Consider the following 25,284-nt stretch of genomic DNA (forward strand, 5'->3'; position numbering starts at 1 on the left):
ACGCCAACTTCGCCCGAACACGGTTCACTTCATATACGTCCACACACCCAACATGCTCGTGATCAGGACCAACAGGAAGACCTAACGGAGTCCTACTAAGGGGGCATCTCATTTGGTGAGTCTGCGGTAGCAGATTAGGGTGCAGGCGATGCTGGTGAAGGCCAGGAAGTGCTCGGCCTTGCGTTCGTAGCGGCGGTGCAGGCGTCGGCATCCGGCGAGCCAGGCCATGGTGCGTTCGATGGTCCAGCGGTGGCGGCCGAGCCGTTGCGAGGTCTCGATGCCCCTGCGGGCGATGCGGTGCCGGATGCCTCGGTCGGCTAACCATCGCCGCAGGTGGTTGTAGTCGTAGCCCTTGTCGGCGTGGAGTTTGTGCGGCCTGCGTCGCCTGGGTCCTCGTCGCGAGCGGATCGGAGGTATGCCCTTCACCAGCGGGACCAGGGCCTGGCTGTCATGCATGTTGGCGCCCGAGATGCCGATGGACAGGGGCAGGCCGGTCCGTTCCGTGATCAAGTGGATCTTCGACCCGTACTTGCCTCGGTCCACAGGATTCGGACCTGTCAGTTCCCCCTTTTCAGGGCCCGCATGTTGACCGAGTCGATCGCGCACCGGGACCAGTCCAGCTCGCCGCGGGATCCCAGCTCATCAAGGATCAGGCGGTGGAGTTTGGCCCACACCCGGGCCTTGGTCCACTCGGTGAAGCGGCGGTGAGCCGTCGCGCCGGACGGTCCGAACGAGGCGGTCGGCACCTGCTGCCACGTACAGCCAGAGGTTGCCACGAAGACGATTGCGGCCAGCACTTCACGATCGCCGTGCCGACGCCGGCCACCGCCCTGAGGCCGCGACGGCGCTTCCGGCACCACGCGCTGGAACAGCTCCCACAACTCGTCCGGCACCAGCCGCTCAACGATCCCTGCCACGACCAGGAGCTTACTCGACCAAATGAGATAACTTCTTACTCGCGGCTTGCCTTCCGGCCGCGGGAGAGGACCGTGGACGCCGGCGTGGTCCCGTCGAAGGCAGCGGTGGTGCGCGCGTCGCGCCGAACGGCGTCAATCTCCGTTCCGGCCAGGGTGGTTGGCTATGTGAGCACTCATTCCGGCGCTGCCGCGGCGCGCACGTCAGACCTCGCGGGCAACGTCACATCCGTACGCGAACCCTCGCCATTCAGGTGCCCGACTGCCCGGCCCACCCAGCGATCCTGCCGTCGCGGACCACGACAGCCGCTACCGCGCCGCAACGGATTCACCAACAGCAGGCGCCGCCGTGCCCAGACAAGCGTGGGCCATGGTCTCCAGCAACTCGGCGGCACGGGCGTCCGTGACTCCGCTCTGGAAGGTGAGGATCGACTGGATCGCGCCGACGGCCGCGTGGACCGCGACCCGCAGCTCCGCATCGGCCAGATCAGGGCGCTGCGCAGCCAGCAGGTGGACCCACTCCTCGACGTACATGCGTTGTCGGCGGCGCAGTCGGCGCCGGTCCGTCTCGGGCAGGGTGTGGGCCTCGCGGTGGTGGACGCTGAGCACGTCGCGGTCACGGATGGCCACGTCGATGTGGTCGCGGATCAAGGCCGCGAGGCGTTCCTCGTCGGTGGTCTCCGCGGACATGATCTCGACGCAGCGGTCCGCGAGGCGGTCCATGACCTGGTCGAGCATCGCGACCAGGATGGCGTGCTTGCCGTCGAAATGACGGTAGATCCCGGAGCCGACGATGCCGGCCTCGGCGCCGATGTCCGCCATGGAGATGGAGTGGAATCCGCGCCGTGCGCCAAGGGCGGCGGCCGCCGCGAGAATGCGCTGCTTGCGGTCCGGGTCGCGGTGGCGGCGCGTGGCTCCCTCGGTCGTCACGGCGGCAAGTGTGCCATCGTTCATGTTCCCTCTCTGGTTCGTGGTGAAGGTTCGCTCACTGTACGGGGCGGTTGCCGGCGGGCCGCAGAGGACGAGCTGCGTCGCCTTCAGTCCGATGCGGAGGGTATGACCACCGCGAGTATGTGCCCGACGTCGACCTGCCGGCCCGGCTCGACCCGCACCTCGGCCAGCTCTCCGCTCGTCGGGGCGGTCACCGTGTGTTCCATTTTCATGGCTTCCAGGACGAGGAGGGGCTGGCCCGCGGCGACCGCTGTGCCGGGATCGGCCAGCACCCGCACCACGACGCCCGGAATCGAGGCGGTGAGCGAACCGGCTGCGGCTGCTGTCGCCGGCTCCGGGAAGCGCGGTGTTTCCGTCAGCGCACTGGAGCCGTCGGGACCGTCGACGTACACCTCTGTGCGGTCGGCTCCCGCCGTGACCCGGTGCACGGTGTAGGTGCGGCGAGAGCCGTCCACTTCCAGGTCGACACGGTCCGGCGTGGCCTTCCGGACGCGTACGAGCCCACCGAACTCCCCGCCATTGACAGTGACTTCGACCACGTCAGCCGTGTCATGCGTCTCGGCCGCGTCGAAGCGCAACGCGACTTCGAGTGTCTGCGCGCCTCGGACGTATGTCACCCGCTGAGGCGCCGACGGCACGTTGCGCCACCCTGTCGGCATGGTCCGCAGCACGGGCGCCGCGCTTCGGTGGCCTGCCTGCCAGGCCAGCGCCGCGGCGACGGCGTGCGCCTCCCCCGGCGATTTCCCGTCCGGTTCGGCGCAGAGGTGTCTCGGGTCGTGGCGGGTGAGGTAGCCGGTGTCGGTGCCGCCGGCCAGGAACTCGGGCTCGCGCAGGATGCCCACCAGGAGGTCCCTGTTGGTGGTCACGCCGTGCAGGGTGCTGTGGAGCAGGGCCTGTTCCAGTCGCCGGGCGGCTTCCGTGCGGGTGCGGCCATGGGCGATCACCTTGGCGAGCATGGCGTCGTAGTGCGGGCTGATGACGGAGCCGTCCGCGACGCCCGAATCGACGCGAATACCAGGGAGTTCAGGGGTCGCGAACCGGTGCAGTGTGCCTGTGGCGGGGGCGAAGCCGGCCTCTGCGTCCTCGGCGTAGAGGCGTGCCTCGATGGCGTGCCCGGCGAGGCGTGCGTCGAGTACCTCGGGCGGGATCGCCTCGCCCTCGGCCATACGGAGTTGGAGCGCGACCAGATCGAGGCCCGTGACCAGTTCGGTGACCGGGTGCTCCACCTGCAGCCGCGTATTGACCTCAAGGAACGAGAAGTGGCCGGCCGCGTCCAGTACGAACTCCACCGTGCCCGCACCGACGTAGCCGATGGCCTTGCCCGCGGCCACGGCGGCGGCGCCGAGTTCGGCACGTAGTTCCTCGTCGACCGCCGGTGACGGCGACTCCTCGATGATCTTCTGGTAGCGGCGTTGGATGGAGCACTCGCGCTCGAAGAGGTGGACGACGTTGCCGTGGGTGTCGCCCAGGATCTGCACCTCGACATGGCGCGGGTCCTCGACGAACCGTTCCAGGAAGACCGTGCCGTCACCGAAGGCGGAAGCGGCCTCGCCGCGGGCGCGGTCGACCGCATCGGCCAGTTCCTCACGCTCGCGTACGAGCCGCATCCCCCGGCCGCCTCCCCCATGGGCGGCCTTGACCAGGAGCGGGTAGCCGACCGGGGCGGCGAGCGCGAACAGCGCCGCGTCGTCCGTCACTTGGGCGCCGGGCAGCACAGGGACGCCGGCCGCCTCCATCAGTGCTTTTGCCTCCAGCTTCGATCCCATGGCGGCGATCGCCCCGGGCGACGGTCCTACGAAGGTCAGCCCCGCGTCCCCGCAGGCCCGCGCGAAGTCGGCGTTCTCGGAGAGGAATCCGTACCCGGGATGGATCGCGTCGGCTCCGCGCTCGCGCGCGGCCTCGACGATCAGGTCACCGCGCAGATACGTGTCGGCGGGCGCCGCGCCCGGCAGCCGGACCGATTCGTCGGCCAGCGTGACGTGGGGCGCCCGTGCGTCGGGGTCCGAATACACCGCGACCGTGGCTATCCCCAGGGATCGCGCCGTACGGATGACTCGCGCGGCGATCTCCCCCCGGTTCGCGATGAGGAGTCTACGAATCGGCCTCGCAGGCGGCATCGGTTTCACCTTCCGTTTCAGCACGCTCGTCACATCCGGAAGACGCCGTAGCCACGGCGTCCGGAAACGGTCTGGGAGTGAATGGCCGACAGGGCCATGCCCAGGACGGACCGGGTGTCGCGGGGATCGATGATGCCGTCGTCGTACAGGCGGCCGGTGACGGCGAAGGAGTGCGACTCGGCCTCGATCTGCGCTTCGATCGCCGCCGTACGCGCGCGGTCCGCGTCCTCGTCGTACGGCCGTCCCGACTTGGCCGCCGATGCCCGCCCGACGATGGACAGGACGCCGGCGAGCTGGGTCGCCCCCATGACGGCGAGCTTGGCGCCCGGCCACGCGAACATCAGACGGGGGTCGTAGGCCCGTCCCGACATGCCGTAGTTGCCGGCGCCGAACGAGGAGGCGATGTTCACCGTCACATGCGGCACGGTGCTGTTCGTGACGGCATTGATCATCTTGGCGCCGTCCTTGATGATGCCGCCCTGTTCGTATGTGGTGCCGACCATGTAGCCCGTCGTGTTCTGAAGGAAGACCAGCGGGGTGTCCGTCTGGTTCGCCAGCATGATGAACTCGGCTGCCTTCTTGGCCTCTTCGCTGAAGAGCACCCCTCGCTGGTTGGCCAGTACGCCGACGGGGAAGCCGTGGATTCGGGCCCACCCGGTCACCAGTGACGTGCCGTACAGCGCTTTGTACTCGTCGAATTCGGAGCCGTCCACGACCCGCGCAAGCACCTCGCGCGGGTCGAAGGGCACCTTCGTGTCCGCCGACACGACTCCGAGGATCTCGTCCGGGCTGTACGCAGGAGGCGCGGGGTCGACCGAGGGCGGCGGGCCGAGTTTGCGCCAGTTGATCCTGGAGAGGATGTTCCGGCCGAGACGGATCGCGTCCCGCTCGTCGGCGGCGAAGCAGTCCGCGAGTCCCGAGACCCGGGCATGCATCTCGGCGCCGCCCAGTGCCTCGTCGTCGGCTTCCTCGCCCGTGGCCATCTTCACCAGCGGCGGACCGCCGAGGAACACCTTGGCCTGCCGGTCGACCAGGACCGCGTAGTCACACATGCCTGGCACATAGGCGCCACCCGCGGTCGAGTTTCCGAAAACCAGGGCCACCGTGGGGATGCCGAGGCCCGACAGCTCGGTCAGCTCGTGGAAGATGCGGCCCGCGGGCACGAACAGCTCCGCCTGGGTGGGCAGATCCGCGCCGCCGGACTCGACCAGGTTCACCACCGGCAGGCGATTGATTCTGGCGATCTCCAGTGCGCGCAGGGTCTTGCGCAGTGAGTACGGATTCATGGCGCCGCCCCGCACGGTGGGGTCGTGCCCGATGATCACGCACTCCACTCCGGCGACGACTCCGATGCCCGTGACGACGCTGGCCCCGACGGTGAACTGTGTGCCCCAGGCCGCGAGGGTGGACAGCTCCAGGAACGGACTTGCGGGGTCCACGAGCAGTTCGATCCGCTCGCGGACCGGGAGCCGGCCGCGCTCGACATGGCGGCGCAGGTAGCGCTCCCCGCCGCCGGCGAGGGCGGCGTCCAGTTGCTCGCCGAGCTGATCGAGCAGGGTCAGTTGGGTGGCGCGGTTGCGGCGATATGCCTCGCTCGCCGTGTCGAGCCGCGACGCAATGACCGGCATGGCATCAGCCTCCTCGTGGTCGGCAGGCCCGTCGGCCGACATGCCCCTGGAACGGTGAAGTGAATGTTGATTCACTAGAGACCGTATCGGTGGAGCTTTGTTCCGGCTAGAGCGCTAGCATCGCCCGTGTTGGTAAATCCTCATTCACATCGCTGGATTGACCTAACCGAAGGAAGGACCACGATGACCGTCACGTACCGGCGCGATGACGCGATCGCCTGGCTGACCATCGAGCGCCCCGAAGCGCTCAACGTGCTCTCCCACGACGTACGGCGCGGCCTCTTCGACGGATTCGCGCGGTACGCCGACGACTCGGCCGCCGCCGTTCTGATCCTCACGGGCGAAGGGGACAGGGCGTTCTGTGCCGGTGGTGATCTGAAGGAGATGGCCGAGGACGGTCTGCTCGTACCGCCGCCGGACTACGTGCCGCAGCTCGGCCGCAACATCACGGTCGACAAGCCGGTGATCGCCGCGGTCAACGGCATCGCGTACGGCGGCGGGTTCATGCTGGTCCAGAACTGCGATCTGGCGGTCGCGGCCGAGCACGCCCGTTTCGCGATCGCGGAGGCCAAGGTCGGCCGCGGCGCGCCCTGGGCGGTTCCGCTGACCCGTATCGTCGGGCGCCGGATCGCCGCTCAGCTCCTGATGACGGGCGATCCCATCGACGCCCGGCGGGCCTACGAGCTGGGCCTGGTCAACGAGGTCGTCCCCGCTTGCGAACTGCGCGCGGCGGCAGCCCGGCTCGCCCGGACCATCGCCGGCAACGCACCCCTGTCCGTACGCGCCGCCAAGCAGACCGTCCTGCTCGATCCCGCCCTCGCGCTCGACGATGCCTTCGCCGCGGCCGAACGCCTCTGGGAGCCGGTATATCTCAGCGATGACGCCCGGAACGGCCCGCGGGCGTTCGCCGAGAAGCGCACTCCGCAGTGGAAGGGGCACTGATGCCGCACGAAGCACAGGCGGTCACCGCAGGTCCGCGGCGCCGCCCCGTCCGCATCGCCAACTGCTCGGGTTTCTACGGAGATACGCTCTCCGCCGCCCGGGACATGGTCGAGGGCGGGCCGATCGACGTCCTGACCGGTGATTATCTGGCCGAGTTGACGATGTTCCTGCTGCACAAGGCGCGGCAGAGGACGGGCAGAGGGTACGCGACCACGTTCCTGACCCAGTTGGAGCAGGTGCTCGGCACCTGCCTGGAGCGCGGCATCCGTGTCGTCGCCAACGCCGGTGGACTGGCACCGTCCTTGCTCGCCGAGGAGATCGGGCACCTCTCGTCGCGACTCGGCCTCGCTCCCCGTATCGCGTACGTCGCGGGGGACGACCTCACCCCTCACCTGGAGCGCCTGCGGAAGGGGGGCGAGGACTTCGCCCATCTCGACGACGGCAGGCCCCTGTCCGTACGGACGGAGCCGCCGGTGACGGCCAACGCCTACCTGGGCGGCTGGGGAATCACGCAGGCGCTTGCCGCGGGCGCGGACATCGTCGTCACCGGGCGCGTCACGGACGCCGCTCTCGTGTCCGGTCCGGCCGCCTGGTGGCACGGCTGGTCGAGGACCGACTGGGACAGGCTCGCCGGGGCTGTGATCGCCGGGCATGTCATCGAGTGCGGACCGCAGGTCTGCGGCGGCAACTACCCCTTCCTGGAGGAGATCCGCGACCGCCGCTACCCGGGCTTTCCGCTCGCCGAGGTCGATGACGACGGCAGCAGTGTGATCACCAAGCATCCGGGGACCGGCGGGCTGGTTTCTCCCGGTACCGTCACCGCGCAACTGTTGTACGAGATCGGTTCGCCCGCCTATGAGGGCCCCGATGTGATCGCCCACTTCGACTCCGTCTCGCTGCGATCGGTCGGCGGGGACAGGGTGCGCATCTCGGGCGCACAGGGGAGCCCGCCCGGCGAGCGGCTGAAGGTGGCGATGAACTTCAGTGAGGGTTTCCGCAACACGATGATCTTCGTGATCACCGGCCTCGGCATCGAGGCCAAGGCCGACCTGGCGCGCGAGCAGTTCCTCGAACTCCTGGACGGCCCGGCAGGCTTCGACGACCTCGACTTCAGGCTGCTGCGCTTCGACCACGAGGACGCGGACGACAACACCGAAGCCGTGGCACATCTGCGTATCACCGTGAAGGGACCCGACGAACGCCGGGTGGGCAAGGCGTTCTCCGCGCTCACCACCGCGATGGCCGTGGGCAGTTACGCCGGACTGCACACGACGACCCCGCCGACCCCGGCCACCGCCTTCGGCTCCTACTGGCCGGCGCTGGTGCGGCGGGAGGCGGTGGAGCACGTGGTGGTCCTGCCCGACGGCAGGCGATGCGTCGTCGAACACAGCCCGAGCGGGGAGCCCCGCACCCTCCGGCACGAGACGCCGAGCGCCCCGGCGCCGACCGGCCCTACCCGCCGTGTCCCGCTGGGCCTCATCGCCGGCGCCAGGTCCGGCGACAAGGGCGGCAACGCCAACATCGGTGTGTGGACCCGAGACGATGCCGCGTACACGTGGCTGCGCGATTGGCTGACCACCGAACGTCTGAGGGACCTGCTGCCCGAGGCGCGCGACTTGGTGGTACGGCGCCATGCGTTGCCCCGCCTGCGCGCGCTGAACTTCGTGGTGGTCGGCCTGCTCGGTGAGGGCGTGGCATCCACCACGCGCCCCGACCCGCAGGCCAAGGGCTTGGGTGAATACCTGCGCTCGCGGTACGTGGAGGTGCCCGCGTGCCTGCTCGCGGCCGAGGGGCTGTGATCACTCCGCTTGTCGGCGGAGCGGCTTCCGGGCGCTCACCGCGTCGGGCCTCGGTGGGCGCGCCGCGCCTGACCCGGGTGTGTGCGCCGCTCCTCGTGTGCGCGCCGCATCAGGGCTCGGCCTCCGCAGCCCTTCGAGATAGCCGCGGATCGACTCCTGGACCGCATCCGATGACCACGCGTCCTCGACGAACCGGTCATCGCCTTCGGCTGCCGCGATGCGTTCGTGTACGGGACGGTGGAGCTGCCGCTTGCTGAACGTGAACACCTCGGCGGATACCGCCGCCAGCCGCGCTGCCGCGTCCACAGCTACCGCGGACAGCCTGTCCGGCTGCTCGACGACCTGGTCGACGAGCCCGAGGGACAGGGCTTGCCGCGGTGTAAGCAGTGCCGCACTCATGACCATGCGCTGGAGCGCGGAACCCGTCGCGTGCCGCATGATCTCCAGGGCGGCGGTCGGGAACGGCACTCCGACGCCGAGTTCGCTCAGACCGATCGTGCCCTGCGCCATGATGCGCAGATCGCCGGCCGCGGCCAGGACGCAGCCTCCGGCGACGGCATGCCCGTTGATCGCCGTCACAACCGGCCTCGGGTGGTCGAAGACGGCCATGCAGGTCAGAGAGAGCGCGTCCAGGAACTCCTTCGCGTAGGCCCGGCCGCCCGCGCCGATGCGGTCCAGGTCGGCCCCGGCCGAGAACACCGGGCCCGTGCCCGTGAGCACGACGGCCGGTGCACTCTCCAGATCGCTCATCGCGCCGCGCAGGGCGTCCAGCAGCTCCACGTCGAGCGCGTTGACCTTGCCGTGGCGTATCCGGACCACGGTCACTCCCTGCTGCTCCTCGAATTCGAGCATGCCCTCTCCGATCATTCAAGGTCCGCGAGCTGTACGGAGCGGGCCAGCCAGGCGTTCGCCCGCTCGCGGTAACGACGGCTGATGTCAGCCCTGAACGCCCAGCTCTCGAAGCCGTGCGGGGCACCGGGTGTGATGTCGACCGTGACGTCCGCTCCTGCTGCGCGCAGGCGCTCCGCGTAGGCGAGGTCCTCGTCGTGGAAGAGGTCGAGATCACCGACGCCGATCCAGGTGGGTGCGGAACCGGACAGGTCTTCCCTGCGGGCCGGCACGGAGAATTCAGGCACGGTGGACGTGCCGGGTGCGGCGTTCAGATAGCTGCGCCAGCCGATGTGGTTATGCCGGTTGCTCCAGATCCGATGGCGTACGGCGTCCAGTTCGCGGCGGGCCGCGGTGCAGTCGTCGAGCATGGGCGCGGACAGCCACATCGCGGCCGGTTCCGGGTGACCGCAGGCGTGCAGGCGTTGGGCCAGACAGGCCGCCAGTCCACCACCCGCACTACTGCCGCCCAACGCGACGCGCTTCGGGTCCACGCCCAGGTCATCGGCGTGCTGGTGGATCCACAGCCATGCCTGCAGGCAGTCGTCGAGCGGTGCGGGGAAGGGGTGCTCGGGTGCCAGTCGGTAGTCGACCGCGACCACGGTGATTCCCAGCCGGGCGACATCGGCGTTGTGCGCGGCGTCCATGGCGGCGTTGCCGATCACGAACCCGCCCCCATGGATCCACAGGAGCGCCGCCGATGCCGGGCGCTCCCTGGGCGCGTACAGCAGCAGCTTCAGGTGGCCGTCCCTGACTTCCCAGGTCCGGATGTCGACCCCGGCAGCACGTCGTGGACCGGGGGCGCTGCGCATCAGCCGCCGCATCAGGCGGTTGCCGATCGGCAAGGGCGGGACGCGCCGGGCGGCGCGGCGCAGCTCGGGATCAACGGGCGTGCGCGTCATGACAGCTCCCGTGCTCCGTGCGGTCGCCCGTCCGAACCGGCGCTTTCGGCACCGGCTCCCAGGGCCTCACCGACGCTGCGCCGAATCACCTTGCCCGTGGAGGTGAGCGGCAACTCGTGCATGACGTGGATCCGTTGGGGGGCCTTGAGCGTGCCCACACGTTCGCGCGTCCAGGCGATCAGCGCCTCGGTGTCGAGTGCGTGACCGGGTACGGGTGTCACGGCGGCTTCGACGCGTTCGCCCCACTCGGCGTCGGCCAGGCCCACCACACAGGCCGAGGCCACGCCCTCATGCCGGAGCAGCACGTCCTCGATCTCACCGGGAGCGATGTTCTCACCACCGCGGATGATGGTGTCGTCGCGGCGGCCGTGCACGTACAGATAGCCGCCGCTGTCCAGGGAGGCCGAGTCGCCGGTACGGAACCATCCTCTGGCGTCGGTGCATGCCCCGTCGGCGATCTGCGCACCGCGCAGGTGCAGTTCACCGCGCTCCCCCGGGCCCGCCTCGCCGCCCTCGTCGGTCACGATACGGATCTCAATGCCGTCGACCGGCCGACCGACCGAGCTGAGCCGTTCGCGAGCGACGGGATCGCCCTGGGCCGCCGCGCGGTGGGTGTCGGGTCCGAGGACGGCGATCGTCGAGCTGGTCTCGGTGAGCCCGTAGGCGTTGACGAAGTCCGTGTCGGGGAACAGCCGCAGCGCGTTCTCCAGGACCGGCAGCGGCATCCGCGCTCCGCCGTAGGCGAGATGTCGCAGGCTGGGGACCGTGAGCGACGGATCCGCTGCCAGTTCATCGACGATGCGCGCCAGCATGGTGGGCACGACGAAGGCATGTGTCACCGCTTCCCTGCGAGCCGTGTCCAGCCAGCCCTTGGCCGAGAAGGCCGGGAGCGCAACTATCCGTCGTCCCGAGTAGACACAGCTGAGCACCGACGCGACGCCCGCGATGTGGAAGAGCGGAACGGCCAGCAGTTGTGCCTCGTCGGGCGCCGCCGAGCCGAACTCGACCGTGCTGAGCACGTAGGCGAGGAGGTTGTCGTGGTGCAGCGCGATCGGCTTGGGTTCGGCCGATGTTCCGCTGGTGAAGAGGAGCACCGCGGGTGCGACCGGCATCTGCGGCGGCTCGGCCTCAGCAGCCTCTCCTCCCGCTGCGTCGGCGAGGCACCGCGCCAGCCAGCTCCCTTCCTCCACCACCGGATCAGCGCCGGCGCTCTCGGCGGCCGCCCACTCGTCCGGCCCCGCGAGAGCGAGCGCCGGCAGCACCCGCTCGGCGAGCGCCTTCAAGGACCCTTCAGGCAGGCGGTGGTTCAGCGGGGCAAAGGTCGATCCGGCGCCGGCCGCGGCAAAGACCCCGATCACCGCCGCGGGGCCGGAGACTCCGAGGCACGCGAGCGTACGGGGCCCGTCGCCCGCGCCCGCCAGGACACGAGCGCCTTCACGGCTCGCAGCGAGCAGTTCACGGTAGGTCAGTTCCCGCCCCGTGTGCGCGGATCCCACGGCGATCCGGTCGCCATGTGCTTCGGCGGCCATCTCCAGCAGCATGGTGATGTTCACGGACGTCTCCTGGGTCGGCTGATCCAGCACGGCGAGTCCACGGCATTGTATATTGAATATAAGTTGGAGGGTAGATCAATCGAGGCTTGCACGGCGGCGTACGGTCTCCTACGACGGCCCCGGGGCGTCGATCCGGTCCACGAGTCCCCAGTCGAGCGCCCGCTCGGCCGTCAGCCGCCGCCCCGTCAGGGCGAGATGAAGCGTGCGGCGGCGTCCGATACGGCGAGGAATGCTCACTGTGCCGCCGGCGCCCGGGATGAGACCCATGCCGATCTCGGGAAGCCGGAAGGTGGTCCCTTCCGCGGCTGTCACCCGCCCGGCGAATGCGGGCAGTTCGACCCCCGCGCCCACACAGGCTCCGTGGACCTGCGCGGTCGTGCGGTCCCGGAGCCGGTGCAGGGCCCGTGCGGCGCCTCCGCGGGTCCGCACCAGGTGCGCGGTGGCGAGGTCGCGTGCACGGCCGAACTCGGCGAGATCCCCGCCGGAGGAGAACACCGGTCCGCTGCCCGCGAGGACGATCTCCTTCAGCGAGGGGTCACGTTCCGCGAAGGCCAATGCCTCCACCAGGGCGTCGCGCATGGCGCTCCCGTAGGCGTTGCGCCGGTCCTGTTGGTTGAAGGTGATGCGGAGGATGTCGCCCTCCCGGGCGAGGAGCACCGGCTGCGGCACCACGGGCGGATCGGAGCGCTCACGGCGCAGGGCGAGCCAGCGCTCGAACTCCCGCCCCGCGAGGAGGGTCGAGTAGGCGAAGGACTCGACGTCGAGCGCCTCGGCGACGGTGAGCCGCTCGGTCGCGCGCAGTACCTGTCCCAGTACGGCGGTCGCCTGCGGATGCGCACCGGCCGCCGCCACCAGTTCGTGTGCTTCCTGCTCCGGGTCGTCCACCGCGACGAACGTCCGCTCGGGGGCCTCCCGCGCCACGGTCAGGTCCAGGTGGCGGGACAGCAGTACGGTCTGCTCGGTGGGCCGCTGCGCACAGCCTACGAGCAGACCGTCGTGCCCTCTGATCCGCTCTGTCGCCTTTTCCCAGGTCGCAGGGGAGACAGTCGCATCAAGACCGACGATGATGAGCGGACGGCGGGGTCCGAGGTCCTCGTCGAAATACTCCTCGTCCGCGGCCCCGTCCGCGAAGGCGGCGAGATCGATACGCATGGAGGACCTCCTCGATGACGGCTCAGGGCAGCGGAGTGTACCGCCGGCAGGAGGTGGCGGCCTGGGCCCACAGCGGCATCGTTCCGCTGACCGGCCACCCGGAGGGCCCGCCCCTGATCCCGCCCGGCAGTGGCGCCCTCCGTGCCGAGCAGCTCGCCTCGGTCTTTGCCGCGCATACGGGAGTCACTGTGGACGGTGCGCGCCTGCTGTCCGAGCGCGCCGCGTACACCGGACGTTCCCGCGGCGGGCCGGTGTCCGTCGGCGGGAGTTGCCGCCTGCTGCCGACCGCCGACGGGTGGGCCGCGGTGTCCTGCGCCCGGCCCGACGATCCGGCGCTGCTCGCCGCGCTCGCCTTCGCCGGGGACGGCGAGCGGCCCGAGGCCGCGGTGGCCCGGTGGCTGGCCGCGCACGACGGCGCGGCGCTCGCGGAGCGCGCGGAACTCCTCGGGGTGGCAGCGGGTCCCGTCACCCGGCCGCGGTCCCCCCGGGTTCCGGTCCCGGGTCTCCCCCGTTCCGTGCGCGGGCTGCACATCGTCGACTTCAGCGCCTTGTGGGCGGGCCCGCTCTGCGCCCATCTGCTGGGACTGGCAGGTGCGCGGGTCACCAAGGTCGAGACGCCGGGCAGACCGGACGGTGCTCGCCGGGGCCATCGCGATTTCTTCGAACTGCTCCATCTGGGGCACCGGTCGGTGGTGACCGATCCTGACACACCGGAGGGCCGGAACAAGCTGGCGTCGCTCGTCGCGTCCGCTGACGTGGTGATCGAGGCGTCCCGGCCGCGTGCGCTGGCCCGGTTCGGGCTGGACGCGGAGTCCTTCGTATCGGCGGGGGGTACCTGGATCTCGATCACGTCGCACGGCCGGGAGCACAACCGGGTCGGCTTCGGTGACGATGTGGCCGCGTCGGCCGGGCTCGTGGCCCGGGACGGCGAAGGGCAGCCCGTGTTCTGCGGTGACGCCCTGGCCGACCCGCTGACCGGACTCACGGCCGCGGTCCTGGCCACGACGCTGCCGGATCCGGGGCGGGGGGTGCTGTGGGATGTGTCGATGACCGATGTCGTCGCGGCCACTCTTCCCGCCGAAGGCGCCGGACAGGCCCCGGCGGCCCGACCCGGCGCGGATGGCTGGCTGCTGGACACACCGGACGGGCCCCTCCCCGTGGCCGTACCGGAGCGGCGCCGATGAGCGGTCTGTTGTTCCGGGATGCCGAGGTCGGAGGGCGCCGCGTGGACGTCCGAGTGCGTGACGGCGTGATCACCGCCGTGGGTGAACTGGAGAACGACGGCGAGGAGTCGGTCCACTGCGAGGGAGCCGCTCTGCTCCCGGGCCTGCACGATCACCATCTGCACCTCCTGGCCCTGGCCGCCTGGCAGCGCTCGGTACCGTGCGGCCCGGACCTTTCCGGGCTCGTCACGGCCGCACCCGACCCGACCGGCTGGATCAGAGGCGTCGACCACCACGAGTCGACCGTCGGCGACCTCGACGCGGGCAGGCTCGACGCCGTCCGCCGGGACACGCCCGTGCGGGTGCAGCATCGCAGCGGTGCACTGTGGATTCTCAACTCGGCGGCGGTACGGGCCACCCGGCTCGCCCAGGGCGGTCATCCCGGCATCGAACGCGACGCCCGAGGTGAGCCGACCGGGCGCCTCTGGCGCGCCGACGCCTGGCTGCGTACCCGTCTGCCCGAAGGCCCGCCCGACGACCTCCGCGCGACCGGCATCTCCCTGGCCCTCCTCGGACTCACCTCGCTCACGGACGCGACACCCGACCTGGACCCCCGGTCACTCGCCACGCTGGGCAACGCCGTCGCGTCGGGCGCGATCCCCCAGCGCCTGCATCTGCTCGGGGCCCCGACCGGACACACCGCACCCGGTATCACGGTCGGCCCGCGCAAGATCGTCATCGCCGACTCCTCCCTGCCCTCGCCCGAGGAGCTGACCGGGGCGATCGAAGCCACGCACGCCGCCGGTCGCGCGGTCGCCGTCCACTGCGTGAGCTACGAAGCGCTCGTGCTGCTCCTCAGCGCGTTCTCCGCGACCGGCGTACGGTCGGGCGACCGTATCGAGCATGCCTCCTTGGTGCCGGCGGCCCTTCTGCCGGAACTGAGCAGAAGGGGGCTCCATGTGGTCACGCAGCCCGGCTTCCTGCGGGCGCGCGGCGACGACTACCTGCGCGACGAGCCCGCGCCTCAGGACCTCTACCGCTGCGCCTCACTGAACGACGCGGGGGTCCCTCTCACCCTGTCCAGTGACGCCCCGTACGGACCGGTGGATCCCTGGGCCGTGATGGCCGCGGCGGTCGACCGCCGGACGCGGTCGGGTGAGGTCGTCACGGCGGCGGAGGCGCTGACGCCGGCGCAGGCACTGGCCACCTATCTGACCGGACCGGATCTGCGGCCCCGGACGGTCCGCCGTGGGACGCCGGCCGACCTGGTCCTGCTCGACGCCCCACTCGACACAGCGCTGTCCAGGCTGCCCGCATCGCCTGTGCGCGCGGTCTTCCTGCGTGGCACGCGGTTCACTGCGCCACGACGACACGCTGCTCGATCAGCCGGTTGATCTCGTCCTGCGGCAGTCCGAGTTCGGCCAGGATCTCCCGGGTGTGCTGCCCCGCCTGACAGGGACCGGACACCGCGGGCGGCACATGGCGCGCGAACTCCACCAGGCGGGCGGGCTGCTCCAGGAGTCCCACGCCCGGCACCTGTGCCGAGGCGATCCAGCTCCGCCGGGCGATCTCCGGGTCGTCGAAGAGTTCGGCCGCGAAGGTCCGCGAGGAGATCTCGTACGGCAGGTGCCGCTTGTCGAATGCCTCACCGAGTTCGGCCGTCGACAGCCGGGCGAACAGCGGCTCCAGCTCCGCCCTCAGCTCTCCGTCGTGCGTGCGACGTGCCGGGGAAGTGCCGAATCGCTGATCCTGGACCAGGTCCGGGGCGCCCAGTGCGGCGCACAGCTCGGGCCACTCCCGCTCGCGCAGTACGGCGATGCACGCCCATTCGTCGTCGGCGAGCCGGTAGAGGCCGTGCAGTGCGGAGAGCCCTCGCTGCCGGGCGTCGACACGGGGCCGGTCCACGGGCTCTCCGTCCACACGGGCGTAGGCGAACGACGTGGTGAGCAGGCATGCGTTGATGATGGAGGTGCCCACCCGCTGGCCGAGGCCGGTCCGCTCCCGGTGGTACAGCGCCTGCATGACGGCGGTGGCCCACAGGAAGCCGTTGCCGGTGTCGCCCACGTTGACGCGGCTCCACACCGGTGGGGCGCCCGTCGCGCAGGCGCCGTCCTCGTACTCCGTACCGGCCAGGGCATTCGCGGTCTGGTCGGTGCCGGGCAGCAGCGAACGCGGTCCGTCCTCGAAGCCCCGCGTGTGGGAGTAGATCAACGCCGGGTAGCGCTCGCGCAGTTGCTCGTATCCGATGCCCAGGCGCTCGGCGGCGCCCGGACGCATGTTGTGGGCGAGCACGTCGGCCCGGGAGATGAGCTGTTCCAGAAGCTCACGGCCCTCGGCGCTCTTCAGGTCGACCGCGATGCTGCGCTTGCCCCAGTTGGTGGCCATGGCCATGCTCGTACGGGTCCAATAGCCGTCGTGTGGAGCGTGCACTTTGATCACGGTGGCGCCGAGGTCGGCAAGGACCCGGGCGCCCCAGGGGCCGGCAACTCCCAGCCCCAGGTCAAGGACCGTAATGCCTGCCAGTGGCCCGTCCAGTGCGCCGCCGGTGTGCGGGCCGGTCTCGGCGGCGGGCCCGGGCGAGACGGTGAGGAAGTCCCGCGTGTGCCCGCCGAGGCGCGGCGCGGGGCCGCGTACGGCTGCCGGCGAGGCGGAGAATTCGAGCAGCTTCCCCACATGCCGGATGGGGCCCACCTGCGGGTCGACGCTCTCGACGACGCAGCCCTGATCGAGCAGCGCCTGATCGTTCAACGCCTCCTCGGGGGAACGCACGCGCATGATGCCCAGGTTGCGCGCCGCACCGAAGGCCATCCACTGGTCGCTGGGGAACTTACGGAAAGCCGCGGCGAGCAGCGGATGGTAGTGATGGAGGACCACCAGATCCTCCGCCTCCATGCCGATCCGTACGCCGGACCGCATGTCGTCCTTCTCGCCCTCGATGGGCAGCACATCGGCCTCGGCAGCCTCAAGTACCAAGGTGGGACGGATGGTCCAGAAATGAATCCATCGCCCGTCGGCACACTCGAAGAGCCCCTCGGGCGCGCGGCGGTCGGTCACCCACATCCAGAATCCTGGGGCGTCGACGTGCTCCGCGCGCATCCAGGTCGGACCGGCGGCCGCCATGGCGCCTTGGAGGAGTGAGGTGGACACCTGCTCGCCACGGCCGGTCACCTCCCGGGCGCGCAGGGCGCCCGCGATACCGACGCCCGCGAGGTACGCGGCTCCGAGGCTCGCCCACGTCGACCGGAGAAACGCGGGGCCCTCCTGCGCGAGACGACTGGCGGGCAGCTCCGGAACGTCGAGACCGTCGAGCGGCACCGGAGCGCCTGCGATCAGGGTGAGACTCGTCCCGGTCCGTCCGCGCTGGTCCCACTGCAGTCCGGTGCGGGCGGCGACCAGGGAATCGAGGGCCGGGCGGTGCGCGTCGGGGCCATCGGGGCCGTAGCCGGTGATCGAGCAGTGGATCAGCCGCGGGTTGAGGACACTCAGCTGCGCCGCGTCGATGCCCAGGCGGGCGGTGACTCCGGGCTCGAACGACTCGACGAGGACGTCCGCCGTCGCGGCCTGCCGCATGAAGGCCCACCGCTGGAGCGGGTCGGTCAGATCGACCACGGCGCTTCGCTTGCCGCGATTCCACACGCGGTACGCGACCTCGTCGCGCACCGGATCCCCGTGCGGGGACTCGATCCGGGTGACATCGGCGCCGCTGTCGGCGAGCAGCATCGTGGTGATGGGGCCGGCTATGCCCCAGGAGAGATCAAGAACTCGCACGCCCTGGAGCGGGCCGTGCGCTGATGTTTCCGCCATGCCAGTTCCCCTCAGAGGTGCATAGCAATCACTATGCATGCGGAACGTCGTGACCGCCATGTCGCTGAAAAAGTGAGGACCGCGCGTCAGATGCCGCCGATGTACAGGCTGAGCGACTTCACCAGCACATCACGCGCCTGCCGGTCGTCACTCGTCTTGTTCGCCTGCGGGATGGCGTCCAGCAGGTTGGAGCCGATGGCAAGGCCGCGGATCAACTGGAACACGACACCGCCGAGTTCGGGGCGGCGGTGCTCGGCCGGTACGGCCTGGTCGACCAAGCCATGCCACAACTCGCTCACCTGGCGTTCGGTGGCGGCCAGTTCCTCAATGGTGTCCGCAGAGGTGCGCGGCTCCTTGGTGAGGTTCAGCAGGATCTCCATCGATGCCAGGAAATCCGGCCGCCGATAGCACCTCCACACCGCGTCGGCCAAGGACTCCAGTCGCTCCTCGATGCCTTCCCCGGTGATACGGGCGGATTTCAGCGAAGAGATGAGCGAGAGGGTTCCGGCATGGACGACCTGAAGGAGCAACTGCTCACGCGAACCGAAGTGGTGCTGGATCGCGCCCCAGCTCACCCCCGCCCGCTTGGCGATGTGATTGGAGCTCGCGCGGTAGTAGCCCTCTTCGATGATGATCTCGACCGCCGCGGACAGCATCCGCTCGCGCGCCGGATCATCGACCTTGATCGCCCTCGCCATGGGGTCGGTTCCGCTCTCTCGACTCGCCGGCCGCAGCCACTGATGAACCCCTCACCAGCGGCTTGAAGCTAGCACGCCGTCACGGCTCAGTCGGAGGACGGCAGCCGCTTGGCCTCGGCCATCGCCATGGGCACACCGTGGCATTCGGCCTGCGCACCCCCGCCCTTGCTCACCAAAACCTCGGCGCCGCAGCTCGCGCACCGGTAGCGCTTGCCGAGCAGCGCTTCTCCGCCCGGACCCAGCCGCAGCCCCGGGTCCGACGCCTTGCGGATGACGATTGCCTCGGCGCCCGATCCGGGTTCCTTCAATGTGCTCCCGACACCGGCGATATCCATACGCGGCTCCTCACCATCGCGCCCCGCGGCCGCGGCCGCACGGTCGCATCCATCGACCGAACTCGCTACATAGTAACTACTATGCACAGTGCGGGGAAGCGTGCAGACTCCAGGTACTGGCCCAAGCTCGTACGCAACCGGAGGCCCCATGCCCGTAACTCGCCTGCATCGGCGCATCGATGTGTCAGCCGCACTCCCGGAGCCGGCCGGCCACCACGTCGCCGCCGACCTCTTCCTGCCCGCCGGGTCGCCACGCCCTCTGGCCCTGTGCTGCCTGTCGGGCGGCGGGGCCTCCAAACGGTACTGGGATATCACGCCCGAAAGTGACGATACAGGGGCAGGCAAAGACGAATCCTTCAGCTTCGCCGCGGTCATGGCGGGCGCGGGATATCCCGTACTGAGCGTGGACCACCTGGGCACGGGCGACTCGATCTTGCCGCAGGGCGCGCCTCCTCCCCTGCTCGGGCAGGTCCTTGCGGCGAATCACCTGGCGTTCCAGCAGCTTCTGGGTGAGCTACGGGAGCAGATCCCGGGCTTGCGCAGTGTCGGCGTCGGGCACTCGATGGGCTCGACGCTCACCATCCGCCAACAGGACCGCCATCCCACGCATACCGCGCTCGCCCTGCTCGGGTTCTCCACCGCGGGCCTCCCTGCCGTCCTGCCGCCGGACATCCTGGCAGCCGTGGCCGACGGGCCGCCCGGAGACGAGGAGCTGGCCGCGCTCGCAGTGCGGATGTTCGGCGCCGCGTATACCGAACTCCACCTGGACGACCCGGAAGTCCCTGACGTGATCAATGGGTTCCGTACGGCGAGCCTCTCCGCGGGCGGGCTCCTTTCGCTGCTGCCGGGGAATGTGGCGGCCGAGGTGGCCCGCCTGAGCGTCCCCGTCTTCCTCGCCAACGGCGAGAAGGACACTCTGACGGACGGCGGGCCCGATCCGACCCCCTACCGCTCCGCGCCCACGGTGACCTCGTTCACCGCACCCGGCACCGGACACAACCTGCTCCTGGGATCGGCCCGCCGGCTGCTGTGGGAGCGGCTCCTCGACTGGCTCGACGCGCTGGCTCCAGCCGTGTCGCGGGACTGACCGCCGGCGGTGCCCGCCGGTCAGTCGCCCCCGCTCAACAGCACGGCGCTCTGGCCGGCGCAGCACAACACCCGGTGGGCGTCCGGCACCTGGTTGTACGAAGTGCCCCTGATCTGACGCACGCCCTCGATGATGTTGTTCACGCCGTGGATGTACGCCTCACCGAGCAGACCGCCGTGGGTGTTCACCGGAAGCTGTCCACCCAGTTCGATCCGGCCGTCGGCTATGAAGTCCTTCGCCTCGCCCCGGCCGCAGAACCCGTACGCCTCCAGTTGGTAGAAGACGACAGGGCTGAAGTGCTCGTAGATCATCGCGGCGTCGATGTCGGCGGGCCCCAGGCCCGTTCCCGCCCAGATCTGCCGCGCCGTGTACTCCGCCTGCGGGAAGCGGGCCAGATCGCCCGCGTAGTAGTTGAAGAGGGTGTCCCCGTCCCTCACGTATCCCGTCGTGGCGATATCGATCGTGACCGGTGGCCGGGGCAGGTCGCGCGCCCGCTCGGCGCTTGTCACCACCAGCGCGACACCGCCGTCGCTCTCCTGGCAGCAGTCGAGCAACCGCAGGATCGGCTCGACGATCCAGCGCGAGCGCTGGTGTTCCTCCAGGGTGATCGGGCGCTTGTGATACCAGGCGTGGGGATTGTTCGCCGCGTGCTTGCGGGCGACCACCGCATAGCGGCCGAAGTCCTCATTGGTCAGGCCGTATTCATGCATGTAACGCTGGAACCAGAGCGCGTACATGGTGGCCGGCGTATCGAGGCCGTACGGAATGTGCCAGTTCATGCCCGGGACGGCGGTGTTCCGGGTGGGCTGACCGAACCTCGAACCCGAGCGTTCGTTGAACGCACGGTAGATGACGACCACGTCCGCGGCCCCGCTCTCGACGGCCGCGGCGGCGTGCTGCATCAGTGCCGCCGAACCGCCGCCTCCGAACGGGGTCCGGGAGTTCCACCGCACTTCTCGCACACCGACGCTGCGCATCAGTGCCAGTTCGTCGTTGGGGTCGTGGACCATCGTGACCAGCCCGTCGACGTCGGCGGGTGTGAGCCCCGCGTCGGCGACAGCGGCACGGACGGCTTCCGAGGCCAGCCGCAGTTCGCTGCGCCCCGACTCCTTGGAGAACTCGGTCTGCCCGATGCCCGCGATCGCGGCCCGGCCCTTGTCGCGGCGGCGCGCCATCAGGCGACCCCGTCCGCGGCGGGCCTGAACCCCGGAAGCAGCACTTCGCCGACTTCGCGAAAGGTCACTTCCACCGGCAATCCGTTGCGGACATCCGCCGTGGACACCTCGTACAGGTTGCTCACCAGCCGTACTCCTTCGACGAGTTCGACCACGGCGACCAGCCTGGCCTCACCCTCCGGCTGCGCGGGGTGGCGCGAGACGATCCAGGTGTAGACCGTGCCGCGGCCCGACAACTCGCGGACCGTCCAGTCCACCGATCCGCAGCGGGGGCACATGGGGCTGGGCGGCTGCTGGAGGCGACCGCACTCGGCACACCCCCGGGCGAGCAGCTTCCGCTGGGCGACTCCCTCCCAGAAGTACTGATCGTCAAGATCCGGAATCGGGACCATTACTCGGGCCACGGGCCCACCACCTCTGCGCATAGTGATTACTATGTGAGCCGCACGCTAGCCGCCCGGCACCGTGGCGACAAGGATCTCGACACGGCATCGCACCCTGGAGCCCAAGCCCGGTTGCGGACCTTGACTGACTTCGGAGCCCTGGCATAGTGACTACTATGTGAGCGGCCGGACGGCCGCCGCTCCAGGCCACGATCTAAGGCGGGTCACCATGCCTGAACTGCTGATCTCCACCGACTCCCATGTGAAGATGACCCACGACCAGGTCAAGAGCTATCTGCCACGGCGCCTGCACGAGCCGTACGACGATGCCTCCGGCGCCTACGAGGCCCGGATGAGCGCCGGCGTCGGCGCCGCGAACCGGGCGGGCGCGAAGCAGCAGCGGACCGACAAGATCGCGGCGTCGAACTCGGCCTTCTCCCGGGACGGTTACTGGGATCCGGCCGCGCGGCTCAAGGACATGGACACGGACGGCGTGCAGGTCGAGGTGCTGTACAGCGAGGTCAGCGCGTTCCGCTACCTCAGCAACGTCACCGGCGGCGTGAGCGAGGCGGTACAGGCGTTCAACAACGCGATGTACGACTTCAGCCAGGCCGATCCGGACCGGCTCATCGTCTCGTACCAGATCCCGGTCCATGACATCGATCTGGCGGTCGCCGAGGTCAGGCGGGTGGCGGAGCGCGGCGCGAAATCACTTCAACTGCCCGTGTTCCCGGACGAGCTGGGCCAGCCGGACTACTTCGACGAGCGCTACACACCCCTGTTCTCAGTGATCGAGGAGACCGGTCTGCCCGTCTGCTGCCACATCGGCATGAAGACGGCGCTCGCGGATCTGGCGAAGCGGGACCCGACCCCCAACAAGGGCATCATGGTCCCGGTCACCCCGCTGATGACCGCCGAGGCGTTCGGTATGTGGATCATGGGCGGCGTGCTCGCGCGCTTCCCACGCCTCAAGCTGGTCTTCGTGGAGCCGGGTCTCGCATGGGTGGCGTGGTGGCTGGAGACCGTTGACGACATGGTCAAGCGGCAGGGATACGTGTACCCCGGGATCTCGGAGCTCCCCAGCCACTACTTCCACCAGAACGTCCATCTGACCTTCATCGACGAGAGCCTCGGACTGCACCGTATGCGGGATGTGATCGGTGTCGAGAACATCATGTGGTCCACGGACTTCCCGCACCCGGTGACGAGTTGGCCCCACTCCAGGAGCATCGTCGAGGAGCAGTTCAAGGACATACCCGACGACGAGCGCAAGCTGATGGTGTCGGGAAACGCGACGCGAGTCTGGAACCTGTGATTCCCGACGTCCGCGCCGCCTGACCGACCGCCGGCGTCCGGGCGGGACCGCCTCCTGTCGGCCGACCGGCCAGGAATCGCACGGTGACCATGTCCCCCGTGTCGGTCGCCACCGCGACGGGGGGCCCTCCCCGTGTGATGCGTAGCGCCGTCTCCATGCGTCGGTGGTCCGACAGCAGGAGGGCGCAGTCGCGCACCCCGCTCAGACCTGCTCCGGACCGGGTCGGCCGACCTCGGCGCGGAACGCCGCCACCAAGGCGTGCACTTGATCGGCCGCCTGGGCGTCGTCGTCCGGGAGCGAGAGCTGGAAGCGCAAGTCCGTTGCGCCCGACTCCACGAGGCGCGGAATCGCCTCGATCGTGTGCCGCAGGTCGATGCCACCTCCGTCCCCACGGCGGACGGGAAGCCCACCCACGACCTGCAGTCCCGCCGGGTCCCGTCCGGCATCCTCAAGTCCCTGACGCATCCGGCGGATGGCCGCCGGGAGGTCATCGGCGTCCGGACCCCACGGAATCCAGCCGGTGCCGAAGCGCGCCAGACGGCGGATCACTCGCGGGTTCACCGTCCCGCTGATCCACACCGGCACACCGTCGGCCGCCGTCGGCTTGGGCATCATGTGGATGGCCGTGAAGGACAATTCGTCGGAGTGGTACGCCGCGCGGGGCTCGCGCCAGAGCGTTCGGCACACCTCCAGCGTGTGGTCCAGGAGCCGCCCGCGCCCCTGGAAGTCGAGCCCGGCGGCCTCGTACTCCTCTCGCTGCCAGCCGACGCCGACACCCAGGTCCAGGCGTCCCGCGGAGAGCACGTCGAGAGTCGCGGTGCTCTTGGCGAGGACGACGGGGCGCCTCAGCGCGGCGATGAGGATGTTGGTCGCCAGCCTGATGTGTGTGGTCATCCCCGCCAGTACCGACAGCAGCGTGAGTGGCTCCAGCCAGTGGCCGTCGGGCCCCGTCGGCTGGGAGCCGCCGGCCCGGCCGCCGAGTTCGGGCTTCCCGTACTCCTCCATGCGTTCGCCGAACACCACATGGTCGGAGACCGCGAGCCGGTCGACGCCTGCGGCGTCCAGGAGCCGGGCGCGGCGCAGGTGGGCGTCCCAACTGCCCGGGTCGTGCGTGGCGAACGACGTGAAACCCGTGGACAGTTGGATCAGTGGGTCATCGGCCATCGGTGCCGCCTTCCGTGGTGCGGCCGAGGACGACCGCGCGGGTGTCGGGGAGGGGAAGCAGCTCGGCGTAGTCGACGAAGCTGCGCAAGGTGTGTCCGCCGTCGACCGCCAACTGCTGGCCGGTGATCCAGGACGATTCGGGTCCGGCGAGAAAGCGGACGGCGGCGGCGACGTCCGTGACCGCGCCGGGCCGGCCGATCGGCTGCCCTTCGACGAACGCCGACAGTAGCCGGTCGTCGGCGAAGGTGGCCGCGGTCGCAGGGGTCTCGGTCATGCCGGGGCGCACGGAGTTGACACGGATGCCGAGGTGGCCCAGCTCGTTGGCGGCGACACGTACCAACTGATCGACGGCGGCTTTTCCCGCGCTGTACGAGGCGAGGTAGCGGGCCGAGAACGCCGCGGCGGTCGACGAGATCGCGACGAACGATCCCGAGCCGCGCCGCACCATCGCCTGTCCGGCGTACTTCAGGAACAGGAAGACGGGCCGCACATTTCCGTCCACCTGCCTGCTGAACTCCTCGTCGTCGAAGAGCAGCACCGGGCTGACCGCCCCGGCCCCGGGCACGACGACGGCGATGTCCAGGGCGCCGTCCGTGTCGGAGGCGACCGCGACCGCGGCCTTGACCGCGGCCCCGTCCAAGGCGTCGCAGACCGTGAAGTCGACCAGGAGTCCATCGGCGCGGAGCAGCGCCGCGGCGTCCTTGAGCTTGGTCCCGGTGCGCCCGGCGATCGTGACACGGCAGCCGTCCTCGGCAAGCAGCCGAGCACAGCCGAGGCCCAGCCCGGACCCGCCTCCCACGACGATCGCCCGCCGCCCGTCCAGACGTTCAGCCATGGGACGCCTCCCGCACGATGTCGACGGGCCGGGTCTCGGTCCAGTCGATCAGGACCTCGCGGTGGTCGATCGTCCAACCGCTGCTGTCACGGCGGAAACGGTCCTGGTAGCGGATGTACATGACGTGATCCACCGGGTCCGCTCCGCCGGACATGTGGTGGGCGACGCAGTAGGTCACGCCGGATGCCTCGTCGGCGCCGTCGGCGGAGTGGATCGACTGACCGAGCAGGTGGAAGGTGCGGTCGTAGCGGGCTATCCGCTCGGTGACAAGACCGAGTTGCTCGTACCCGCGCATCCGGCGGACCGCGCCGGACGGCGGTACGACAACCAGCGTCGCCTCGGGGTGGAAGACCGAGAGGAAGGCTTCCCGGTCGCGCCGATCGACCGCGTGCGCGTAGCGCGCCGCCAGCTCACGCAAGTCGCCGTCAGGCCGTTGATCTGCCATGGAGCATCAGCCTCGCAATTCAATATTTGATACG

General features: G+C 69.9%; 22 protein-coding genes. 6 read left to right on the forward strand and 16 right to left on the reverse strand.

Translation table 11 applies throughout. The features are described 5' to 3' along the window. Positions 1-108 precede the first annotated feature (108 nt). From ACIQNU_RS41795 to ACIQNU_RS41810, 4 genes are all read right to left on the reverse strand, one after another. A protein-coding gene (locus tag ACIQNU_RS41795; protein ID WP_401377536.1) for an IS5 family transposase occupies positions 109-908 on the reverse strand; the annotation gives its coding sequence in 2 pieces (ribosomal slippage) (positions 109-570 and positions 573-908; 798 coding nt in all). 315 nt (positions 909-1,223) lie between these two features. Continuing rightward, on the reverse strand, positions 1,224-1,844 hold the full coding sequence (locus ACIQNU_RS41800; protein WP_401377360.1) for a TetR/AcrR family transcriptional regulator: 621 nt from the start codon (positions 1,842-1,844) through the stop codon (positions 1,224-1,226). A 107-nt stretch (positions 1,845-1,951) separates the two neighbouring features. Further along, positions 1,952-3,982, reverse strand: a complete 2,031-nt coding sequence (locus ACIQNU_RS41805; protein WP_401377363.1) for a biotin carboxylase N-terminal domain-containing protein — start codon at positions 3,980-3,982, stop codon at positions 1,952-1,954. Positions 3,983-4,011: 29 nt separating this feature from the next. Then, positions 4,012-5,610 carry an acyl-CoA carboxylase subunit beta gene (locus ACIQNU_RS41810; RefSeq protein ID WP_401377366.1) on the reverse strand — a complete coding sequence of 533 codons (1,599 nt, stop codon included), beginning with the start codon at positions 5,608-5,610 and terminating at the stop codon, positions 4,012-4,014. Positions 5,611-5,793: 183 nt separating this feature from the next. Between ACIQNU_RS41810 and ACIQNU_RS41815 the strand changes: the two genes are divergently transcribed. Together ACIQNU_RS41815 and ACIQNU_RS41820 are read left to right on the forward strand one after the other, a co-directional pair. Further along, positions 5,794-6,552, forward strand: coding sequence for an enoyl-CoA hydratase-related protein (locus ACIQNU_RS41815; RefSeq protein ID WP_401377369.1), 759 nt, complete (start codon positions 5,794-5,796; stop codon positions 6,550-6,552). Beyond that, positions 6,552-8,351, forward strand: a complete 1,800-nt coding sequence (locus ACIQNU_RS41820) for an acyclic terpene utilization AtuA family protein (RefSeq protein WP_401377371.1) — start codon at positions 6,552-6,554, stop codon at positions 8,349-8,351. The genes ACIQNU_RS41815 and ACIQNU_RS41820 overlap by 1 nt, the downstream gene beginning before the upstream one ends. On the opposite strand, the gene ACIQNU_RS41825 is transcribed toward ACIQNU_RS41820, so the two are convergent. The 4 genes from ACIQNU_RS41825 to ACIQNU_RS41840 form a co-directional block, all read right to left on the reverse strand. After that, a complete protein-coding gene (locus ACIQNU_RS41825; RefSeq protein ID WP_401377374.1) occupies positions 8,352-9,203 on the reverse strand; it encodes an enoyl-CoA hydratase/isomerase family protein in 852 nt (283 codons plus the stop codon). It abuts the gene before it with no gap. Between the two features lie 11 nt (positions 9,204-9,214). Further along, entirely contained in the window at positions 9,215-10,141 is a 927-nt protein-coding gene (locus ACIQNU_RS41830) for an alpha/beta hydrolase (protein WP_401377376.1), read from the reverse strand. After that, positions 10,138-11,724, reverse strand: coding sequence for a class I adenylate-forming enzyme family protein (locus ACIQNU_RS41835; RefSeq protein ID WP_401377379.1), 1,587 nt, complete (start codon positions 11,722-11,724; stop codon positions 10,138-10,140). The genes ACIQNU_RS41830 and ACIQNU_RS41835 overlap by 4 nt, the downstream gene beginning before the upstream one ends. A gap of 78 nt (positions 11,725-11,802) precedes the next feature. Continuing rightward, a complete protein-coding gene (locus ACIQNU_RS41840; RefSeq protein WP_401377382.1) occupies positions 11,803-12,846 on the reverse strand; it encodes an enoyl-CoA hydratase/isomerase family protein in 1,044 nt (347 codons plus the stop codon). A gap of 14 nt (positions 12,847-12,860) precedes the next feature. Here ACIQNU_RS41840 and ACIQNU_RS41845 point away from each other — a divergent pair, with 14 nt between their 5' ends. Together ACIQNU_RS41845 and ACIQNU_RS41850 are read left to right on the forward strand one after the other, a co-directional pair. Further along, a complete protein-coding gene (locus ACIQNU_RS41845) occupies positions 12,861-14,030 on the forward strand; it encodes a CoA transferase (protein WP_401377385.1) in 1,170 nt (389 codons plus the stop codon). Next, the gene (locus tag ACIQNU_RS41850; protein WP_401377388.1) at positions 14,027-15,403 is read left to right on the forward strand and encodes an amidohydrolase family protein; all 1,377 of its coding nucleotides are present in this window, start codon (positions 14,027-14,029) and stop codon (positions 15,401-15,403) included. The genes ACIQNU_RS41845 and ACIQNU_RS41850 overlap by 4 nt, the downstream gene beginning before the upstream one ends. Here ACIQNU_RS41850 and ACIQNU_RS41855 read toward each other — a convergent pair. The 3 genes from ACIQNU_RS41855 to ACIQNU_RS41865 form a co-directional block, all read right to left on the reverse strand. Next, positions 15,363-17,813, reverse strand: a complete 2,451-nt coding sequence (locus tag ACIQNU_RS41855) for a CaiB/BaiF CoA transferase family protein (RefSeq protein WP_401377391.1) — start codon at positions 17,811-17,813, stop codon at positions 15,363-15,365. The genes ACIQNU_RS41850 and ACIQNU_RS41855 overlap by 41 nt on opposite strands. Positions 17,814-17,899: 86 nt before the next feature. Continuing rightward, the gene (locus ACIQNU_RS41860; RefSeq protein ID WP_401377393.1) at positions 17,900-18,511 is read right to left on the reverse strand and encodes a TetR/AcrR family transcriptional regulator; all 612 of its coding nucleotides are present in this window, start codon (positions 18,509-18,511) and stop codon (positions 17,900-17,902) included. 86 nt (positions 18,512-18,597) lie between these two features. Then, a complete protein-coding gene (locus ACIQNU_RS41865; protein ID WP_401377395.1) occupies positions 18,598-18,846 on the reverse strand; it encodes a hypothetical protein in 249 nt (82 codons plus the stop codon). A gap of 148 nt (positions 18,847-18,994) precedes the next feature. Between ACIQNU_RS41865 and ACIQNU_RS41870 the strand changes: the two genes are divergently transcribed. Continuing rightward, complete coding sequence (locus ACIQNU_RS41870) at positions 18,995-19,933, forward strand: alpha/beta hydrolase (RefSeq protein WP_401377396.1); 939 nt, start codon at positions 18,995-18,997, stop codon at positions 19,931-19,933. A gap of 20 nt (positions 19,934-19,953) precedes the next feature. Here the strand turns inward: ACIQNU_RS41870 and ACIQNU_RS41875 are convergent, their stop codons facing one another. After that, positions 19,954-21,111 (reverse strand): thiolase C-terminal domain-containing protein, encoded by a 1,158-nt coding sequence (locus ACIQNU_RS41875; protein WP_401377539.1) that lies wholly within the window; start codon positions 21,109-21,111, stop codon positions 19,954-19,956. Then, positions 21,108-21,512 (reverse strand): Zn-ribbon domain-containing OB-fold protein, encoded by a 405-nt coding sequence (locus ACIQNU_RS41880; RefSeq protein ID WP_401377399.1) that lies wholly within the window; start codon positions 21,510-21,512, stop codon positions 21,108-21,110. The genes ACIQNU_RS41875 and ACIQNU_RS41880 overlap by 4 nt, the downstream gene beginning before the upstream one ends. A gap of 208 nt (positions 21,513-21,720) precedes the next feature. Here ACIQNU_RS41880 and ACIQNU_RS41885 point away from each other — a divergent pair, with 208 nt between their 5' ends. Continuing rightward, positions 21,721-22,806 carry an amidohydrolase family protein gene (locus ACIQNU_RS41885; RefSeq protein ID WP_401377402.1) on the forward strand — a complete coding sequence of 362 codons (1,086 nt, stop codon included), beginning with the start codon at positions 21,721-21,723 and terminating at the stop codon, positions 22,804-22,806. A 201-nt stretch (positions 22,807-23,007) separates the two neighbouring features. Here ACIQNU_RS41885 and ACIQNU_RS41890 read toward each other — a convergent pair whose 3' ends face one another. The 3 genes from ACIQNU_RS41890 to ACIQNU_RS41900 are packed head-to-tail and all read right to left on the reverse strand — an operon-like array spanning position 23,008 to position 25,250. Continuing rightward, positions 23,008-23,970 (reverse strand): TIGR03619 family F420-dependent LLM class oxidoreductase, encoded by a 963-nt coding sequence (locus ACIQNU_RS41890; protein WP_401377404.1) that lies wholly within the window; start codon positions 23,968-23,970, stop codon positions 23,008-23,010. After that, positions 23,960-24,805: an SDR family NAD(P)-dependent oxidoreductase gene (locus ACIQNU_RS41895; RefSeq protein ID WP_401377407.1), complete on the reverse strand. Its 846-nt coding sequence runs from the start codon at positions 24,803-24,805 to the stop codon at positions 23,960-23,962. The genes ACIQNU_RS41890 and ACIQNU_RS41895 overlap by 11 nt, the downstream gene beginning before the upstream one ends. Then, positions 24,798-25,250: a nuclear transport factor 2 family protein gene (locus ACIQNU_RS41900; RefSeq protein ID WP_401377410.1), complete on the reverse strand. Its 453-nt coding sequence runs from the start codon at positions 25,248-25,250 to the stop codon at positions 24,798-24,800. The genes ACIQNU_RS41895 and ACIQNU_RS41900 overlap by 8 nt, the downstream gene beginning before the upstream one ends. Positions 25,251-25,284 lie beyond the last annotated feature (34 nt).

It is taken from the genome of Streptomyces sp. NPDC091292, assembly GCF_044757265.1.
GTDB lineage: Bacteria > Actinomycetota > Actinomycetes > Streptomycetales > Streptomycetaceae > Streptomyces.

Bases quoted from the DNA above. Each gene is read 5' to 3' on its own strand.
- ACIQNU_RS41840 (WP_401377382.1), bottom strand. From the start codon at position 12,846: ATGCGTATCGATCTCGCCGCCTTCGCGGACGGGGCCGCGGACGAGGAG.
- ACIQNU_RS41820 (WP_401377371.1), top strand. From the start codon at position 6,552: ATGCCGCACGAAGCACAGGCGGTCACCGCAGGTCCGCGGCGCCGCCCC.
- ACIQNU_RS41870 (WP_401377396.1), top strand. From the start codon at position 18,995: ATGCCCGTAACTCGCCTGCATCGGCGCATCGATGTGTCAGCCGCACTC.
- ACIQNU_RS41810 (WP_401377366.1), bottom strand. From the start codon at position 5,610: ATGCCGGTCATTGCGTCGCGGCTCGACACGGCGAGCGAGGCATATCGC.
- ACIQNU_RS41865 (WP_401377395.1), bottom strand. From the start codon at position 18,846: ATGGATATCGCCGGTGTCGGGAGCACATTGAAGGAACCCGGATCGGGC.
- ACIQNU_RS41895 (WP_401377407.1), bottom strand. From the start codon at position 24,805: ATGGCTGAACGTCTGGACGGGCGGCGGGCGATCGTCGTGGGAGGCGGG.
- ACIQNU_RS41825 (WP_401377374.1), bottom strand. From the start codon at position 9,203: ATGCTCGAATTCGAGGAGCAGCAGGGAGTGACCGTGGTCCGGATACGC.
- ACIQNU_RS41805 (WP_401377363.1), bottom strand. From the start codon at position 3,982: ATGCCGCCTGCGAGGCCGATTCGTAGACTCCTCATCGCGAACCGGGGG.
- ACIQNU_RS41890 (WP_401377404.1), bottom strand. From the start codon at position 23,970: ATGGCCGATGACCCACTGATCCAACTGTCCACGGGTTTCACGTCGTTC.
- ACIQNU_RS41845 (WP_401377385.1), top strand. From the start codon at position 12,861: ATGACGGCTCAGGGCAGCGGAGTGTACCGCCGGCAGGAGGTGGCGGCC.
- ACIQNU_RS41900 (WP_401377410.1), bottom strand. From the start codon at position 25,250: ATGGCAGATCAACGGCCTGACGGCGACTTGCGTGAGCTGGCGGCGCGC.
- ACIQNU_RS41815 (WP_401377369.1), top strand. From the start codon at position 5,794: ATGACCGTCACGTACCGGCGCGATGACGCGATCGCCTGGCTGACCATC.
- ACIQNU_RS41860 (WP_401377393.1), bottom strand. From the start codon at position 18,511: ATGGCGAGGGCGATCAAGGTCGATGATCCGGCGCGCGAGCGGATGCTG.
- ACIQNU_RS41855 (WP_401377391.1), bottom strand. From the start codon at position 17,813: ATGGCGGAAACATCAGCGCACGGCCCGCTCCAGGGCGTGCGAGTTCTT.
- ACIQNU_RS41885 (WP_401377402.1), top strand. From the start codon at position 21,721: ATGCCTGAACTGCTGATCTCCACCGACTCCCATGTGAAGATGACCCAC.
- ACIQNU_RS41830 (WP_401377376.1), bottom strand. From the start codon at position 10,141: ATGACGCGCACGCCCGTTGATCCCGAGCTGCGCCGCGCCGCCCGGCGC.
- ACIQNU_RS41850 (WP_401377388.1), top strand. From the start codon at position 14,027: ATGAGCGGTCTGTTGTTCCGGGATGCCGAGGTCGGAGGGCGCCGCGTG.